The sequence below is a fragment of the Paraferrimonas sp. SM1919 genome (assembly GCF_010993985.1).
Classification (GTDB): Bacteria; Pseudomonadota; Gammaproteobacteria; order Enterobacterales; family Shewanellaceae; genus SM1919.
In genome coordinates this window covers 82,139-99,098 of sequence record NZ_WINH01000006.1, presented here as the reverse complement: position 1 = coordinate 99,098, position 16,960 = coordinate 82,139, and the positions used below count along the sequence as shown (strand labels likewise).

The following is a 16,960-nucleotide window of genomic DNA, read 5'->3' as shown; positions in this document are numbered from 1 at the left end:
GCAACCAATAAAATTGCGAAATTTTTTAGGGGTATACCCTTGTAATTGACACGAGTAACCCCATATCAACTGCAAACCAGCTATGCTGGAAATCAATTAAATTTATAAAAACATTTAGGAGAGTTTGTTAATGAAAATTCGTCCATTACATGACCGTGTCATTATTAAGCGCTTAGAAGTGGAATCAAAGTCTGCTGGTGGTATCGTTCTTACGGGCAGCGCTGCTGAAAAATCATCGCGCGCAGAAATTATTGCCGTAGGTAAAGGCCGTATTCTTGAGAATGGCTCTGTACAACCTCTAGATGTTGCTGTGGGTGACACCGTGATCTTTAACGAAGGCTATGGCGTTAAGTCTGAGAAAGTTGACGGCGAAGAAGTGCTGATCATCTCTGAATCAGACATCCTAGCCATCGTAGAATAAATTTTAATAAGGAAATCATCATGTCAGCTAAAGACGTAAAATTTGGAAATGACGCACGCGTAAAAATGCTAGCGGGCGTAAACGTACTTGCTAACGCCGTTAAGGTAACTTTAGGTCCTAAAGGCCGTAACGTCGTACTTGATAAAGGCTTTGGTGGCCCAACAATCACTAAAGATGGTGTGTCTGTTGCTAAAGAGATCGAACTAGAAGATAAGTTCGAGAACATGGGCGCACAAATGGTTAAAGAAGTGGCTTCTAAAGCGAACGATGCGGCAGGTGACGGTACCACTACTGCAACTGTACTGGCGCAAGCGATTGTCACTGAAGGCCTAAAAGCGGTAGCTGCAGGCATGAACCCAATGGATCTTAAGCGCGGTATCGACAAAGCCGTGGTTGCTGCAGTTGAAGAGCTAAAAGGTCTATCGCAACCATGTGCAGACAGCGCAGCGATTGCTCAGGTTGGTACCATTTCTGCAAACTCTGACAAGCTAGTGGGCGATATCATTGCAGAAGCAATGGATCGCGTAGGCAAAGAAGGCGTAATTACCGTTGAAGAAGGCCAGGCTCTAGAGAACGAGCTAGACGTAGTAGAAGGTATGCAGTTTGACCGCGGTTACCTATCTCCATACTTCATCAACAACGCTGAAGCTGGCACAGTAGAGCTAGACTCACCGTTTATCCTTCTAGTTGATAAGAAAGTATCAAACATTAAAGAGCTACTGCCAATCCTTGAAGGCCTATCAAAAGCCGGTAAGCCACTACTTATCGTAGCAGAAGACGTTGAAGGTGAAGCACTAGCAACCCTAGTTGTGAACAACATGCGCGGTATCGTTAAAGTTGCTGCAGTTAAAGCCCCAGGCTTTGGCGATCGTCGTAAGGCAATGCTACAAGACATCGCTATTCTAACTGGCGGTAGCGTAATCTCGGAAGAGATTGGCCTAGAGCTAGAAAAAGCGACCCTAGAAGACCTAGGTACGGCTAAGCGTGTGGTTATCTCGAAAGACAACACCACTATCATCGATGGGCTAGGCGATGAAGAGCAAATTAAAGGCCGTGTCAGCCAAATTAAAGCTCAAATCGAAGAAACCACTTCTGACTACGACAAAGAAAAGCTGCAAGAGCGCATGGCAAAACTTGCTGGCGGTGTTGCGGTAATTAAGGTTGGCGCAGCAACAGAAGTAGAAATGAAAGAGAAGAAAGATCGCGTTGAAGATGCCCTACATGCTACCCGTGCAGCGGTAGAAGAAGGTGTGGTTCCTGGCGGCGGTGTGGCACTTGTACGTGTTGCTAGCAAGCTAAGCGTTGATACAGACAACGAAGACCAAGCTCATGGTGTGCAAATTGCCCTACGTGCGATGGAAGCGCCACTGCGTCAAATTTCTGCTAACGCAGGTGAAGAAGCGTCAGTTGTGGCGAACAACGTTAAAGGCGGTACAGGTAACTACGGTTACAACGCCGGTAATGACACCTATGGCGACATGCTAGAGATGGGTATTCTCGATCCAACGAAAGTAACCCGTTCTGCATTGCAGTACGCGGCGTCAGTTGCGGGTCTTATGATTACCACTGAAGCTATGGTGACTGATATCCCTGCGCCAGAAGCGGCAGCTGCTCCAGACATGGGCGGCATGGGTGGTATGGGTGGCATGCCAGGTATGATGTAATTTTTGCTTGTCTAAAGCTGTTATTGCGGCGTTACTTTAGGACTCGTTTAGCGAACTAAACGTCGCCCTAAAGTGCCTTGCACTAACGAACTTTATTCAGCGCAAAATACGTTAAAATTTTTAGGGCCTCTAAATGCGATGCATTTAGGGGCTTTTTTGTTGAGAGTAGTTACTGAGCGGCTTTGCTCCTCGTTTGCGAACTAAACGTCGGCAGCAAGCGTCTTGTACTCGATTAATTTCTCCTGCGAAATACATTTGCTTGTCTAAAGCTGTTATTGCGGCGTTACTTTAGGACTCGTTTAGCGAACTAAACGTCGCCCTAAAGTGCCTTGCACTAACGAACTTTATTCAGCGCAAAATACGTCAAATTTTTTTGGGCCTCTAAATGCGATGCATTTAGAGGCTTTTTATTTTCTAGTAATTTAACGTCGCCCTAAAGTGCCTTGCACTTTTGAGCTTTATTCAGCGTAAAATACGTTAAAATATTTGGAGCCTCTAAATGGGATGCATTTAGAGGCTTATTGTTATCAGGATTTTATGACTTAAATTTAACAGTCAGTGTTTTTTGTTTAGCTATGATAGTTGCTTTCAACAGTCAAAAGTAAGCCGTTTATTGTTAATGATAATTGCTATCAAAAGGTTGGTCATCAGTTAAATTAGCGACACCATCACCATCTGTATCCACTGCATAATCTAAATCTGTAGGAAGACTAACGCTATAGTTGATGCCATTAACATTTAAATCAACCTGTTGATTTAGAGGATTAAATTCGATGCTAACGATAGGGGTTAAATTACCCAGACTGTTGTCACCTTTAAAAGGCACCAATGCGGTAACAAAATATTGCTCCCCCACTGTTCTAGGAAGCCGATAGGCAATCGCCCTTCTTTCAAATTCATTCATTCCAGTGGTGATCACTCCAAAACCCGCTCCAATTGCGTAAGGACCAGTTCCTTGCATTTCATCTTCTAGCTGCAATTGTGGTTGTCCCCAAGCTTTGATCAACAGATTACCGTTCCGAGAGTCGATGGTTGGCATTTGCGTATGCAGTTGCAGGTTTTCAGCATCAATAACACTGTGGTTAGGGTTAAATGCTTGAGTGCCATCAAGTTCATTTTCATTAGCTAATTGGAAGTGAGCTCGCAGTTGGCCAGCTGTTGTTGCGCCGCTGAGTTTATCAATGATGACAAAATATTGTTTGTTGATGAGTAAAACAGTTCGTTGATGTAATAAATCGCTATAGCTTTGGTTTTGCAATTCGATCACGTCATAACTTACGCCATTATTGTTTAGATCTTCAGCAAAACGGTTAATTTGATGGCCAAAGCCTGTGTTTTGGTTATCTAAAGTGACGGTATTATGAACTCGAGTTTGCTTGTATTTATCTCGCATAGCAATGGCTTCAGGATCGCTGCTCCCATAGGTTTGTTGACTCGCATCAGAAATTAAGGTGCGGCCATAGGCAGTCAGCTCAAAGGTGAGGTTATCTGGCTGGTTATGCCAAGATGCTTCATCTCCGTTTTTTAAAATCATGCCAATGCCATCACCTTCATTAAAGCCCCAGTCACTGCGCAGGCCATAATACCCCCCCCAATCTAAAATAGTATTCCTAAAAAATAACCCGTTGGTACCATAACTGGCCAAGTATTCATGCTTAGGATCTGTTGCACGGTACTCTTTAAAGTAACGAGTGCCAGTAATTCTTGGCCAACCATCACCAAAGCTGGTTCTGCGAAAGTTTGGTAAATAGAAGCCCATAGCAGCATCAAAGGTTTTTTTAAGTAATGCTAAATATTCTGCAGAGTAATGTTCACCATAGCCATTGTCAGAGGCTAACTGATAAAAGTCTCTAAACTTGAAAGCATAATCACCATGGTAATGGGCGCTGAGTTCCTTATTCATGCCATCGGGATAGACTTCAGCAAATAATAGGTTGCTGGTTTGAGTAACAGCATCTTCAATCCAGCCAATATCGGCTTCACTGGCTCGAGTGAGTTCGTTGAACCAAAAACCATTTTGCATAACATAAGTAAGTTCATAGGTTAAATGATTACCAGAAGCAGTGTAGTTTTGGGTGACAAAATCCAATGAGTGGAATAGGCTATTTAGTAAATAGGCAAGCATTTGCTGATCAAAATGGGGAGTATTGATCAACTGCGTAATGATTTGGCCTAAATAGTTCCCCCTAATAGAATTGCTAAATGGATGATCTACCCCATAATCGTATTTTAAATGTTGATCCTCGGTAAAGGGGTAGGCATGTTCAAAATAGGAGATTATTCTGGCGATGATTTCATCAAAAAAGACCTTGTTAGCAGTTTTTTGATAAGCATCAATCATCAATTGAATATCACCAAACTCTCTATTGTGCTGTATTATCCATTCGGAATAGATAGAAGGCTGAGTAACCCAATCATAACCGTCACCCATGTAATGCATTTCTGAGTCATCCCCCCAAAACTCATGGAAAAAGTTTTGCTGCTCTTTAGTTGATAAGCTATTTGGAGTAAAGCTAAGGGCTTTATCAGAAAATTTATTTTTATAATGCTCTAGCAGTTTGTCACCTGCCAAAACAATATCATTAGCGTCATAGGCAGCTTTAACTGATGCTAAATCGACATGAGATAGATCCAATCTTAATAGCAAGGCTTGCATATCAAATTCGCTATTTATTTGTTGATTTCGCAACAAATTTAACTGTTGTTGGATCTGCTCATAACGGCCAGTTTTATTATTAGGGATGTCAATGTTGTCATCAAGGATTCTTGATTCTGTAGTACTACTGCCGAAGTGCCAAGCATCAGGCAGACCATCTAAATCTTCATCGACACTGGCAGAGTAATCATTTGGGAATGCATCAAATTGATCGCTGCTGCCATCACCATCGCTATCGAGCTGGTTGAATAAGCCTTGTACCTGAGCGGCAGTCAGTTCTGTATTGAAGATCCTTAGATCATCTAATTCCCCTTTAAAGCGGTTACCAATCATAAATTCATCAAGTAAGCTAAAACCTTGATAAAAATTGGTCCCCTGTACGAGTAATTCATTGTTTAAGAACAGCTTGAATATACCACTACTGATATTCTTGGTGATTACCCAGTGATGCCATTGATTTTTATCGAGTTTACTGCTTGGTGTAATTGATATTCGGTCATAGATGCTGGCATCACCATTGTCATTACCCATATCTGCATATACTTTGTCACCTCGATAGGGCATATGGCTCCTGGCGACTCGATTACCTTGTGCATCATTGCCATACAATACATTATTGTCATCAGTATCTTGGTAGCCTTTTTGCCAAAATGATATACTCAATTGCTCATCCACTTCAGCCATAAAGCTGTGATCCAAAACTAATTGGTTACCATCAATACTATCGTTGAAGGCAATCGCCTTACCTTTTGGGCTTGGTAATAGGCTGTGTGTATTCCCTAATTGAGCTTGTAAACCATTAATGCTGTCATAAACAGCGCCATCTTGGGCTTCATTAAAGGTCCAATGGGCAATTAAGTGTACATCGCTAGCACTAGGATCCGCTTCTAACGGTTTAGGATCTACAAGATCATTGATCCCATCACCATCATCATCCAGATCGCTATTATTGCCAATGCCATCGGCATCGGTATCTAGAGTTTCACTAGGGTCGAGTGGAAAGGCATCCAAGTTATCCACGACACCATCGCCATCGTCATCTTGGTCGGCATTATTGCCAATGCCATCGGCATCGGTATCTAGAGTTTCATTAGGGTCGAGTGGAAAGGCATCGACACTATCGAGCACACCATCGCCATCATCGTCGTTGTCACTGTTGTTACCAATACCATCATTATCAGTATCTAGCCATTCTGTAGGATCATATGGAAACGGGTCTCGATCATCTTTAATGCCATCAGAGTCACTGTCAATGGCAACCCCATTAAATAAATCAAACACCTCTTGAGCATTTAGTTCGCCGTTAAATATTTTTAGCTCATCAACTTGGCCAACAAACTCATTACCAATTTTAAAGCTATTTATTAATTTGAAATCGAATACTTTATTGGTTGCTGATAGATATAATTGACCGTCAAAATAGGCTTTAAATTCGCCACTAATAAGGTTTTTTGTCATTACCCAATGGTGCCAATTGTCAGTGCTTAGTGTAGTGGGTTTAGGGCCAGAAAGTCGGTCATATTGGCTCGGGCTAGTATTGGCATTACCCCAATCAACATAAACATTACCATTTAAATAAGGTGTGTGGCTGCGAAGTACCCGATAACCGTTAATGTCATTAGCAAAAATGACATTATTATCGTTACTAAGACCATAACCTTTTTGCCAAAAAGATATCGACAATTGCTGATCAACTTTCTCCATAAAATTGTGATCTAGGACTAACTCTGCGCCACTGTTGGCTTGCTCAAATTGCAAGGCATAGCCCCTTGGGCTAATGACCTGTGAATGGTTGCTAGTTAGGCTAGCAGCAGTACCATTGATGGTATCGAAGACTTGAGCTTGAACTGAATTATCAAAGCTCCAATAGGCGACCAGTTCTTTACCACTTTCTATGGCCAAACTGGGCCCAATATAGCTGGCTAAGGAAATAGCCAAGAGTTTATTGTACTTTTTTTTGTTCACTGTATATCTCTCACTGCGTTTATCAGTTAGAGGGTAAGGCGACACCAAAAAAGGTTATATGACATTAATTATGTAATTAATTTAAAAGGTTTTTCTGTTTTAGTTGAAGATTGCTGGCATAGTTTTGCGAGAGCGTGGGTAGCTTCTTTGTGAGGTATTGTTGTGCCTGTTTGTTGGTTGGGGCAGAAGTAGTGATTTTTAGTTGTTGCTATTGTTCAGTCATTGGCCTAAATACTCCCCATGTCTTCGCCGCCTTAATTAACTAACCGTTGTTGGTCGTTGTTGAGGTAGTACCATGTCCAGGTTAATAAAAATAATAATCAGCCTTTCCCTTTCTATCTTTTGGTCTCAAAAAACTTGGGCTTATCAGTCTCCCCTTGAGAGGTATATTGCCACTCCAACCATCCAAGGTGTTAACAATGGCTGGTCGCTAGAGGTGGGGTTACTGACAGGCCATTTCCGTGACCAATACCGAATTTCAAAGGGTAATCAACAGTGGCAGTATTTTGATTACAATGAAGATAATAAAGTCATTGGCTTGGGTTATCGCATTGGTACGCTAACTTTTGCTGCGACTACCTTTGAAAATTCCTATTTTAAGCGCTCTTATATGACCAGTGTTGAGCATGACCTGATTGAAGTAGGCAGGTTTAACTTTGATGTTAATTTAGGTTTAGTCAGCGGCTACGATAAGGACATTTATAAAAGTGGTATCTTCCTTAGCGAGGAGTTGATGCTATCGGTGTTGTTGGGTGTCAGTTATCGATTTGATTGGCTCAACTTTGGCGGCACACAGTTAGTGCCTAAATTCAGATTAATGGGGACTGAGGCCTATTTGCTTAATTTGGAGTTTGAGTTCTAATACTAAATTTTTCATGTCTAAATACTAGCCAAATTAGGGTATCTTATTTATAAATGAGAGTCCTTTTGTGGATGAATGGTTCCTGTTTGGGGTTGTTTTCTACATAGATATGACGCTAACCTAAAGTGAGTGTCAGTAATAGATGGAGCTAGTAATGACGGAAGCATATGCCGCCCTTAAGTCGAATGTTAACATAATGGGGCAGATTTTAGGTGACACGATGAAAGAGCACCTAGGCCAAGAGTTTTTAGATAAAATTGAAGCCATTCGCGCCGAAGCCAAGGCTGCTCGTCAGGGAGAGAGCGGAGCCCAGCAGCAAATGTTGGATTTGCTGACGAGTATCCCAGATAATCAATTAGCCCATGTAGTTAAAGCTTTTAGCCAATTCTTAAATTTAGCTAATTTAGCAGAACAATTCCATGGCATTGCCCATGCGTCAGATCAGTTCGCCGCTGAAAATCCATTAGTTCCTTTATTTACTAAGCTGAGCGATAAGTCACCACAGCAACTGCTTGAGAGTGTTCGTAATCTATCGATTGATTTAGTGTTGACTGCTCACCCTACAGAGGTGTCTCGCCGGACTCAAATTCAAAAATACAACGAAATTATCGATTGCTTATTCGAGCTAGAAAATCCGATTATTTCGGAGCAATCCCGCCAAGATACGATGCTGCGTCTGCGTCAACTTATTGCCCAAATCTGGCATACTAAAGAGGTGCGTAAAGAGCGCCCAACCCCGGTGGATGAGGCCAGCTGGGGACTGAGCACAATCACCAATTCCCTATGGCAGGCCATGCCCAAATACTTAAGACAGCTCAATGACAAGTTATTTGAAGCAACAGGCTTTAACTTGGGTACAGAGGCAGCACCGATTCAGTTTTCAAGTTGGATGGGGGGGGACCGAGATGGTAATCCATTTGTGACCGCCAAAGTGACTAAAGAGGTGCTGCTAAGAAACCGCCTATGTGCTGCAGAGCTGTATTTAACCGAAGTGCGTGAGCTCATTACCGAGCTGCCAATGGAGCGTGCTAATGACGAAGTAACGGCGTTAGCTGAAGGAAATTTTGAGCCCTATCGTTTTATATTAAGGCAAATAGGCAGCAAGTTGCATGATACGATTGCTTGGCTGAAGGCTGAATTAAAAGGCCAAGGCTATGAGATTGATCCTCAGGCTATTATTTCTGATAAATCTCAGTTATTAGTGCCCATGACAGCCATGTACAACAGTTTAAAAGAGCAGCATATGGGGTTGATCGCAAATGGCCGCTTGCTCGATGTACTAAGGCGTTTGGGAACGTTTGGTGTGCATTTACTTAGGGTGGATATTCGTCAAGACTCTGCCCGCCACACCGAAGCCATTAGTGAGCTTACTCGTTATTTGGGATTAGGGGATTATGGCAGCTGGAACGAGCAAGAAAAGCAAAACTTCTTATTAAATGAGCTCACCAATAAGCGGCCATTATTACCCTTAAACTGGCAACCTAGCCCGGATGTGCAAGAGGTGTTTGATACTTGCCGCTTAGTTGCCAAACAGAACCCTGCAGCCTTAGGTTCCTATGTTATTTCTATGGCGACCTCACCTTCTGATGTATTGGCAGTGCTGTTATTACTAAAAGAGTGTGGTTGTCAGCATAATATTGGCATCGTACCGTTATTTGAGACCTTGGATGATCTCAATGTTGCTAAACAAACCATGCAGCAATTATTTAATATTGATTGGTATTTAGGATACTGCCAAGGCCAGCAACAGGTGATGATTGGCTACAGTGATTCGGCTAAAGATGCGGGGGTATTTGCTGCCGCTTGGGCTCAGTATCGTGCTCAAGAACAATTAGTTGAAGTCTGCCAAGCAAAGGGCGTTGAGCTGACTTTGTTCCATGGTCGTGGTGGTACCATTGGTCGTGGTGGCGGCCCAGCTCATCAAGCGATTTTGTCTCAGCCTCCAGGCAGTGTCGATCACCGCATTCGGGTGACTGAGCAAGGGGAGATGATCCGCTTTAAATTTGGTCTCCCCAAACTGGCAATACAGTCACTCACCTTATATACCGCTGCCGTGGTAGAGGCGACATTACTGCCACCGCCACAGCCTCAGCAAAGCTGGCGCGATTCCATGCAAGCTTTAGCAGAAGATTCTGTGCTTAGATACCGCGAGGTGGTGCGTGGTGAGCCTAAATTTGTTGAATACTTTGCTACCGCTACGCCAGAGCAAGAATTAGCAAAACTGCCACTCGGTTCGCGCCCAGCGAAACGACGCGCGGGTGGCATTGAAAGTCTAAGGGCTATTCCTTGGATTTTTGCTTGGATGCAAAACCGCATGATGCTGCCAGCTTGGCTAGGCGCCGGTGAAGCCTTGGCTAATGCCATAGAGGGGGGCCAGCAACAGTTAATCAAACAAATGATTAAGGAGTGGCCCTTCTTTAATACCCGCATTTCGATGCTGGAAATGGTCTTCGCAAAATCTGATATTGCGATAGCAAAATATTATGAAAATTTGTTAGTTGATCCAGAGCTGCATCATATTGGACAAGCACTTAGACAACGCTTGCAATTAGGTATTGAAACAGTCTTAAGTCTGACGGAAGAACAGCAGTTGATGGATCATCTGCCATGGAATAAAGAGTCTGTAAAATTGAGGAACCCTTATATCGATCCGCTTAACTATCTGCAGGCGGAGTTGTTAAAGCGTTCAAGGACTGAAGATACCGAGCAAGTAGAGCAGGCGTTGATGCTGTCTATCGGCGGTATAGCTGCTGGTATGCGCAACACCGGCTAGCTGCGGCCTCTACTTCGCTCTAACTGCGTTGACGGCGTTCACTCACCCCAATCACGTAGCGAACTACGCTCATGGGGCTGAGTGAACTTGTCGCCTTGTTAGAGCTTCCTAGAGATTGCAGCTAAAATTTCTTCGCTTTTCTCATTGATACTGCGTTAGCTTCGTAAAGCCTTGTCTCAATTTCGCCTAGCTTGTAGATACGTGAAAGCTTTTAGCTTGGTAGGTTTACCCTAGGTAAATATAATGCTGTTTGACGTTTGACGTTTGACGTTTGACGTTTGACGTTTGACGTTTGACGTTTGACGTTTGACGTTTGACGTTTAACTTTCAACTTTTTCCCAACTCAAAACCATCGCACTGATAAATCCTAGGCTGACGCCTATGATCAGTTTGTCGACGCCTAATGCGCTGAAGTTGCCTTGGGCGGTGTTGATGTGGATGTCGTAAGCGCCGGTGAGGCACAGGCCAATGCTCAGGCCGAACAGTAAGCCTTTACTGGATAGGGTTAGAATTGATTTTAATTGATTGTCCATAATCATCACCTCTACAAACCATGATGCTTTTAACTTAGCACGAATGTATGGTTTGCAAAGGTGGATGATCAATAAACTTTAAATATGGATAGTGCTGCCATCGGCGGTAGTAATTTCTATGGCTAATGAACCGCCTGTGGCCTCAACAAAGTCTTTTAGCTTAGCAAGATTGGTTTGCCCTAAAGATTTGTTGCCCATTTTACTGATGGTTGATTTGTTTAAATGCATCTCTAGTGCAATCACGTCTAATTTGGTGGCATCAGTGTTTAATGTTTAATGTTTTTATGAGGGTCTGCGGACCTTTCATGTTTCCTTTATGTGCGAATTAAAGGGCAAGATAGCAAGGCACTCGAATTGAAGCATAGTTATTCTATGTAAAATGAGAGCAACGCAGATAGGTTGACCTTTAAACGCACCCGAAGGGCAGCGTTTGTTAGCCATTTCTACTGCGTTGAAGCAATAACCACACGTCAATCGCTCCGCCTTGTATAAAAGGCTAACAAACTGCTGCAGAAACAAACAGCAAAGGTTCGCAGACCCTGCTGTGTTAATACCCATTTTACGTCTCTCTTAATTCGTTTTTGGGCATTAAAAAGCCCAGAATTTTCTGGGCTGTGCACATAGGCTTTGGCGGTCACCCAGAAGAACAAGATCTCCTAGGCAGGGCATAGGAAATCGAGCTAAGAAAAATTCGAACCGAAGCTTATGTACTGTAATCTCATGGTGTTACCTTTAAAAAATGAATGATAGTAAGGCCAACAGACCCTAGTTAAACAACTTAATAACATTGGCCAGTCTAGAACGCAGTTGCATAAATAGCAACCAGCTAGCGTTGCCAAAAAGGAAACGGTATTTTATTTTGTACTCAAAAAAGACAAGGAGTGTTGTTTATGAGCAGATTATTATGGGCATTATTATTTATTTTTACCTTAATTGTGATTTGTTTTTCGGGGGGGCAGCAAGGAGTTCGCGATCCAATCACTCCAGACTCTATAGACTCAAAACCTATGCATACCTCGAGAGTGGGGCATAGTTTAGAGCTTGATTACGAAGTCATCACCACAGGAGATACTCAGCCTGAAGAAGTTGTTGATGAATTAGAATTGCCGCAAGCAATCGCAAATATCGAGGTGGTTAGAAATAATACTCCCTTATATTGGAAATTAGTTAAACTATCTGAGCAATCAGGGTGGTGGGCTGTGCTAGATGAAAAGGTTTATTTACCAGTTAAAGCTAGAGATGAAATTATCCACTTTGTATATATGAGTGAGCTTGCTAGTGAACGTTTGCAAAATGATAAAGACCAATTTATTCAGGATATGCTCAATGCTTTTGTTCATGAAGATCAATCTGAGTGGGTAGATAATTGGGGAAATTTACCAAACCAAAATTTTCTGAGTGTTGACCTACAGTATTGTAAAGTACAGCGATGCATAATAACTGGAATGCACTTAGGCTCGGAAATTACAGCTAAACGTCTAATAGAATTCAAAAAAGCTAATCCAAGTATTTATGTCACCGAATATATTTTCGATGATGAGCATGGAGGCTATATTATTGAATATGGTTACTTTTGAAGTAAAAAAGCCCGCTAGTCAAATAGCGGGCTTATCATCTTTCATAGCTTACTAGCTGTTAGTGCGAACGCTCTACAGCGATTTTGGCAAGGCCAATTAATGCCTGCTTATAATCAGACTCTGGAATGCAGTTTAGGGCCGTAATGGCTTTCTCTGACTCTGTAATGGCTTTATTGGTAGCATAGTCTAGGGCGCCAGTCTCTTTTAGGGCCACTAAGATAGCTTCTAGGTTATCGGTACCATCACCTTTTTCGATGGCTTGTTTGATCATTTCTGACTGTTCGGCATTGCCGTTAGCCATGGCGTAAATAAGCGGCAGCGTTGGTTTACCTTCAGCAAGATCATCACCAATATTCTTGCCTAGTTCGTCGGCGTCTGCGGTGTAATCTAATACATCATCAATCAGCTGGAACGCAGTACCTAGGTACATGCCGTAATCAGCTAAGGCTTGCTCTTGTTCGGCATTGGCACCTGCAAGCACCCCACCTAAGCGGGTGGCTGCTTCAAATAACTTTGCGGTTTTACAGTAGATAACACGCATGTAGTTGGCTTCATCGGTTTCTGGGTCATTACAGTTCATCAACTGCAACACTTCACCTTCGGCCAAAATGTTGGTGGCGTCTGCCATCACTTCCATCACGCGCATGTTTTGCATTTGTGCCATCAGCTGGAATGAGCGCGTGTATAAATAGTCACCCACTAACACGCTGGCACTGTTACCAAATACGGCATTGGCGGTTGGTTGTCCGCGACGCATATGCGACTCATCCACCACATCATCATGAAGTAGCGTGGAAGTATGGATAAATTCAATGACAGCAGCTAGCTTTATATGTTGGTCGCCTTGATAATTTAAAGCATTAGCGGCTAATGTCGCCAGCATAGGGCGCATGCGCTTACCACCGCTATGAACAATGTGGTGACCTAGTTGGTTAATGAGCACAACATCCGATTGTACTTGCTCAAGGATCAATTGGTTGACTGCCTTCATGTTTTCGGCAGTTAAATTACGAATTGCTTGTAGATCCATGGATGACTCGTGGTAAAATCGCTTCAAATTTTGCGAAAGCTTTAATAGTTGGCGAAATTCTACCTGAAAAAATGAACGAGGGCAGCATCTATCTGTAGCAAGATCACCTTATTAAAGATTTTATCGATCTTTTTCAATTTATGCTTGCTTGATGTTTAACCTCCATGTAGAATCCGCCACCATTGTCTAGAAATTTAAGACGCAGCTAACATTCATTCATTTTTTGAATTTAGTTTGCGCACTAATGTGGAGTTAAATGGCTATGTACGCTGTTTTCCAAAGCGGTGGTAAACAACACCGTGTTGCTGAAGGTCACACCCTTCGCCTTGAAAAATTAGATGTAGAAACTGGTGCTACCATCGAATTCGATGAAGTACTTCTTGTTGCTGACGGTGAAAACGTGCAAATTGGTGCACCTTTCGTTGCTGGCGGTAAAGTAACTGCAGAAGTTGTAACTCACGGTCGTGGCGAGAAAGTTAAGATCGTTAAGTTCCGTCGTCGTAAGCACTCACGTAAACAAGCGGGTCACCGTCAATGGTTTACTGAAGTGAAAATTACTGGCATTAACGCTTAATAGGAGTCTGACTAATGGCACATAAAAAAGCTGGTGGTTCTACTAAGAACGGTCGCGATTCAGAAAGTAAACGTCTTGGTGTTAAGCGTTTCGGTGGTGAATCAGTTTTAGCTGGTAACATCATCGTTCGTCAACGTGGTACTAAGTTCCACGCTGGTACTAACGTAGGCATCGGTAAAGACCACACTCTTTTCGCTACTGCTGACGGCAAAGTAAAATTTGAAGTTAAAGGCGCAAAGAACCGTAAATTCGTAAGCATCGAAGCTGAATAATCAGTAATTCTTGCTAAGAATTTTAAAAAGCCCTGCCTATTGGCGGGGCTTTTGTTTTTTTAACGCTATAGTTATAGCTATAAAACCAAGTTTATAGCTATAACTAGAGCATATTTCTTTTTTGGAGTTTCCATGAAGTTCGTAGATGAAGTACAGATCCGTGCAGAAGCCGGCGATGGTGGTAGCGGCTGTAGTAGTTTTCGTAGGGAAAAATACATTCCAAACGGCGGACCAGATGGTGGTGACGGCGGCGATGGTGGTGATGTTTACCTAGTTGCTAATGAAAACCTTAATACCCTGATTGATTACCGCTTTGAAAAGTTCCACCGTGCTGAACGTGGTGAGAACGGACGCGGTTCTGATTGTACCGGTAAACGTGGTGCCGATTTATTTATTCCTGTGCCAGTGGGTACCCGTGCTACCGATGAAGAAACCGGTGAGCTAATTGGCGATCTTACCCAGCATGAGCAAAAGCTGATGGTGGCTAAAGGTGGTTTCCATGGTCTTGGTAATGCTCGCTTTAAAAGCTCAACCAACCGTGCACCGCGTAAGAAGACTTTAGGTACCCCAGGTGAAGTGCGTAACCTTACCCTAGAACTGCGTCTACTTGCTGATGTGGGTATGCTAGGTATGCCAAACGCTGGTAAGTCGACCTTTATTCGCTCTGTATCTAAGGCTAAGCCAAAGGTTGCTGACTACCCATTTACTACCCTAGTACCAAACCTAGGGGTAGTGAATCCTGATCCGGGTAAGAGTTTCGTTATTGCCGATATTCCAGGTCTAATTGAAGGTGCAGCAGACGGTGCTGGCCTTGGTATTCGTTTCTTAAAGCATCTTGAGCGTTGTCGTATTCTGATTCACCTGATTGATGTGGATCCTTTTGACGGTAGCGATCCTGTTGAAAATGCGAAGGCAATTGTAGGCGAGCTTGAAAAGTACTCTCCTGAACTTGCTGGTAAGCCTCGTTGGTTAGTGTTTAACAAGACAGACCTAATGTTAGAAGACGAGCTAGAAGAGCGCATCAACCACATTGTGGCTGAACTAGGCTGGGAAGGGGATGTTTACCAAATTTCTGCGGTAAACAAGCAGGGTACCCACGAGCTAACCCGCAAGCTGATGACCTTCATTGATGAGTTACCAGAAGAAACCGCAGTTAACCCTGACGAGCAAGAAGTTGAATTCAAATGGGATTCTTACCATAAAGCGCAGCTTGATGAGACAGGCGACGTGTGGGAAGACGATGACTGGGATGATGACGATTGGGATGAAGATGATGATCATCCAAACATCATCTACACCAACGAGTAATCGTTAAATCAGATTAATCCTAAAAAGCACCGACATTGTTCGGTGCTTTTTTATAGTTAGCGAATTGTGATTTATACAAATTGCTATCGGCCTACATTGAGAGGTAAATTTTTAACTCGTATATTGAAGTAAAGCCCCGACTAGCGAGGCTTTGGATTCAAATTAAAAAGTTACTCCGTTAACCGAAATATCTTCATAGCCGTTAAAAACTATTCTAAATTGTTGCTGTCCAGAAGTATCAACTAAGTCAAAGCCATTTTGGGAATTTAAATTGAGTCTTATAGACTGATTAGTTTTCAACCCCAAGATCACCACAGGCTCACCAATATCCAAGCTTGTGATAGAAATCACGTAATCTGGAGGAGTACTACTTAATGTTAATTCTCCATCTAATTTATAGAGTTTAACTCTAGCCAACTCATTGTCTAGATGCTTGCCAACTTCGGATAATGCAACAAAAGCATTGTTTGATAGGCATTCATATCTAGCAACAGTGCTAAGTTGATCACTCCCTAAACATTTTGAATTAGCTTGAGTGCAAGCTGAAATTAAAAGCAAACTCAGTGCGATAATTATTCTCATTGCTGTCCCGATACGTGTATGTGATTTCTATGTTTTCTAACAACATTTCTGTTGTAAGCCCTGCTTCCCCAAGGAGTTTTCGCAGTAGAATTAGGGTTTGCTCTATTTACAGTTGTTCCATTAGCTCCTGTAACTTCAACTCTAGAAGGGCCATAGTTCTCTCGGATATTTCCTTGATTTGCGAAAGCATCTTGTAGATCTTGAACTCCCTGACCATTTTGGTCAACAGGTTGTCCATTGACAGAGTTGATGTCTGCCGCTTGCCCATTTCCATGCCTAGGGGAACTTCTGTTTACTCCTGCACTCCCTGAAGTACTATTTATATTAACACTATCAACTCCCGAATCCCTCACAGCGTTTTCTATCATAGTAGCTGTCTCAGTAGTGAAGTCATTTGGAGGAGCTGGTGCTCCGCTTACATCGTTTACAAATGTAATATTAGTTTTTCCATCACCATTAACGTCCGTATCTACTGATGATCTGCTGCAATCTTCATTTAAGCACGTAGTCATGCCCGTAGGATCTGTAGCATTAACTGGATCATTCCCCACATAAGCATAAAGATTCATCTGATCTTCATAACCTATTGGGTCAGTCTGAAGGAATCGACCTAACTTTGGATGATAAATCCGTGCTTTGTAGTAGTAAAGGCCAGTAAGCGGGATTTGCAGCTGCCCTGTTTAAGAAAATAGATTAGAGCCTAAGTTATCTGCTTTACGGTAAGCATTGAGAGCAATAACCAC

At 42.7% G+C, this 16,960-nt stretch carries 14 protein-coding genes; 8 read left to right on the top strand and 6 right to left on the bottom strand.

The annotated features are described in order from the left end of the window. The first annotated feature begins 130 nt into the window (after positions 1 to 130). The gene (locus GFB48_RS05265) at positions 131 to 421 is read left to right on the top strand and encodes a co-chaperone GroES (RefSeq protein ID WP_163932198.1); all 291 of its coding nucleotides are present in this window, start codon (positions 131 to 133) and stop codon (positions 419 to 421) included. 20 nt (positions 422 to 441) lie between these two features. Further along, positions 442 to 2,085 (top strand): chaperonin GroEL, encoded by a 1,644-nt coding sequence (gene groL, locus GFB48_RS05260; RefSeq protein ID WP_163932195.1) that lies wholly within the window; start codon positions 442 to 444, stop codon positions 2,083 to 2,085. A gap of 616 nt (positions 2,086 to 2,701) precedes the next feature. Here the strand turns inward: groL and GFB48_RS05255 are convergent. Beyond that, positions 2,702 to 6,706 (bottom strand): heparinase II/III family protein, encoded by a 4,005-nt coding sequence (locus tag GFB48_RS05255; protein WP_163932192.1) that lies wholly within the window; start codon positions 6,704 to 6,706, stop codon positions 2,702 to 2,704. 295 nt (positions 6,707 to 7,001) lie between these two features. Between GFB48_RS05255 and GFB48_RS05250 the strand changes: the two genes are divergently transcribed. Both GFB48_RS05250 and ppc read left to right on the top strand, forming a co-directional pair. Beyond that, entirely contained in the window at positions 7,002 to 7,568 is a 567-nt protein-coding gene (locus tag GFB48_RS05250) for a hypothetical protein (protein WP_163932189.1), read from the top strand. A 154-nt stretch (positions 7,569 to 7,722) separates the two neighbouring features. After that, positions 7,723 to 10,341 carry a phosphoenolpyruvate carboxylase gene (gene ppc / locus GFB48_RS05245; protein ID WP_163932187.1) on the top strand — a complete coding sequence of 873 codons (2,619 nt, stop codon included), beginning with the start codon at positions 7,723 to 7,725 and terminating at the stop codon, positions 10,339 to 10,341. Positions 10,342 to 10,661: 320 nt separating this feature from the next. On the opposite strand, the gene GFB48_RS05240 is transcribed toward ppc, so the two are convergent. Next, positions 10,662 to 10,874, bottom strand: coding sequence for a hypothetical protein (locus GFB48_RS05240; RefSeq protein ID WP_163932184.1), 213 nt, complete (start codon positions 10,872 to 10,874; stop codon positions 10,662 to 10,664). 78 nt (positions 10,875 to 10,952) lie between these two features. Beyond that, positions 10,953 to 11,102, bottom strand: coding sequence for a hypothetical protein (locus GFB48_RS05235; protein WP_163932181.1), 150 nt, complete (start codon positions 11,100 to 11,102; stop codon positions 10,953 to 10,955). Between the two features lie 662 nt (positions 11,103 to 11,764). Between GFB48_RS05235 and GFB48_RS05230 the strand changes: the two genes are divergently transcribed. After that, positions 11,765 to 12,451, top strand: a complete 687-nt coding sequence (locus GFB48_RS05230; RefSeq protein ID WP_163932179.1) for a hypothetical protein — start codon at positions 11,765 to 11,767, stop codon at positions 12,449 to 12,451. A 58-nt stretch (positions 12,452 to 12,509) separates the two neighbouring features. Here GFB48_RS05230 and ispB read toward each other — a convergent pair whose 3' ends face one another. Next, positions 12,510 to 13,481, bottom strand: coding sequence for an octaprenyl diphosphate synthase (gene ispB, locus GFB48_RS05225; protein WP_163932176.1), 972 nt, complete (start codon positions 13,479 to 13,481; stop codon positions 12,510 to 12,512). Positions 13,482 to 13,743: 262 nt separating this feature from the next. On the opposite strand from ispB, the gene rplU reads away from it, so the two are divergent. From rplU to cgtA, 3 genes are all read left to right on the top strand, one after another. Then, positions 13,744 to 14,055, top strand: a complete 312-nt coding sequence (rplU, locus tag GFB48_RS05220; protein WP_163932392.1) for a 50S ribosomal protein L21 — start codon at positions 13,744 to 13,746, stop codon at positions 14,053 to 14,055. A 14-nt stretch (positions 14,056 to 14,069) separates the two neighbouring features. Next, positions 14,070 to 14,327, top strand: coding sequence for a 50S ribosomal protein L27 (rpmA, locus tag GFB48_RS05215; protein WP_163932173.1), 258 nt, complete (start codon positions 14,070 to 14,072; stop codon positions 14,325 to 14,327). 132 nt (positions 14,328 to 14,459) lie between these two features. Further along, on the top strand, positions 14,460 to 15,635 hold the full coding sequence (gene cgtA, locus GFB48_RS05210; RefSeq protein WP_163932170.1) for an Obg family GTPase CgtA: 1,176 nt from the start codon (positions 14,460 to 14,462) through the stop codon (positions 15,633 to 15,635). 162 nt (positions 15,636 to 15,797) lie between these two features. On the opposite strand, the gene GFB48_RS05205 is transcribed toward cgtA, so the two are convergent. Then, a complete protein-coding gene (locus GFB48_RS05205) occupies positions 15,798 to 16,217 on the bottom strand; it encodes a hypothetical protein (RefSeq protein ID WP_163932167.1) in 420 nt (139 codons plus the stop codon). After that, a complete protein-coding gene (locus GFB48_RS05200; RefSeq protein WP_163932390.1) occupies positions 16,214 to 16,888 on the bottom strand; it encodes an RHS repeat-associated core domain-containing protein in 675 nt (224 codons plus the stop codon). The genes GFB48_RS05205 and GFB48_RS05200 overlap by 4 nt, the downstream gene beginning before the upstream one ends. Positions 16,889 to 16,960: the final 72 nt, after the last annotated feature.

Coding starts and splice junctions, on each gene's coding strand:
- groL (WP_163932195.1), top strand. CDS start 442: ATGTCAGCTAAAGACGTAAAATTTGGAAATGACGCACGCGTAAAAATG.
- GFB48_RS05230 (WP_163932179.1), top strand. CDS start 11,765: ATGAGCAGATTATTATGGGCATTATTATTTATTTTTACCTTAATTGTG.
- GFB48_RS05250 (WP_163932189.1), top strand. CDS start 7,002: ATGTCCAGGTTAATAAAAATAATAATCAGCCTTTCCCTTTCTATCTTT.
- rpmA (WP_163932173.1), top strand. CDS start 14,070: ATGGCACATAAAAAAGCTGGTGGTTCTACTAAGAACGGTCGCGATTCA.
- rplU (WP_163932392.1), top strand. CDS start 13,744: ATGTACGCTGTTTTCCAAAGCGGTGGTAAACAACACCGTGTTGCTGAA.
- ispB (WP_163932176.1), bottom strand. CDS start 13,481: ATGGATCTACAAGCAATTCGTAATTTAACTGCCGAAAACATGAAGGCA.
- GFB48_RS05235 (WP_163932181.1), bottom strand. CDS start 11,102: ATGCATTTAAACAAATCAACCATCAGTAAAATGGGCAACAAATCTTTA.
- GFB48_RS05205 (WP_163932167.1), bottom strand. CDS start 16,217: ATGAGAATAATTATCGCACTGAGTTTGCTTTTAATTTCAGCTTGCACT.
- cgtA (WP_163932170.1), top strand. CDS start 14,460: ATGAAGTTCGTAGATGAAGTACAGATCCGTGCAGAAGCCGGCGATGGT.
- GFB48_RS05265 (WP_163932198.1), top strand. CDS start 131: ATGAAAATTCGTCCATTACATGACCGTGTCATTATTAAGCGCTTAGAA.
- ppc (WP_163932187.1), top strand. CDS start 7,723: ATGACGGAAGCATATGCCGCCCTTAAGTCGAATGTTAACATAATGGGG.
- GFB48_RS05240 (WP_163932184.1), bottom strand. CDS start 10,874: ATGGACAATCAATTAAAATCAATTCTAACCCTATCCAGTAAAGGCTTA.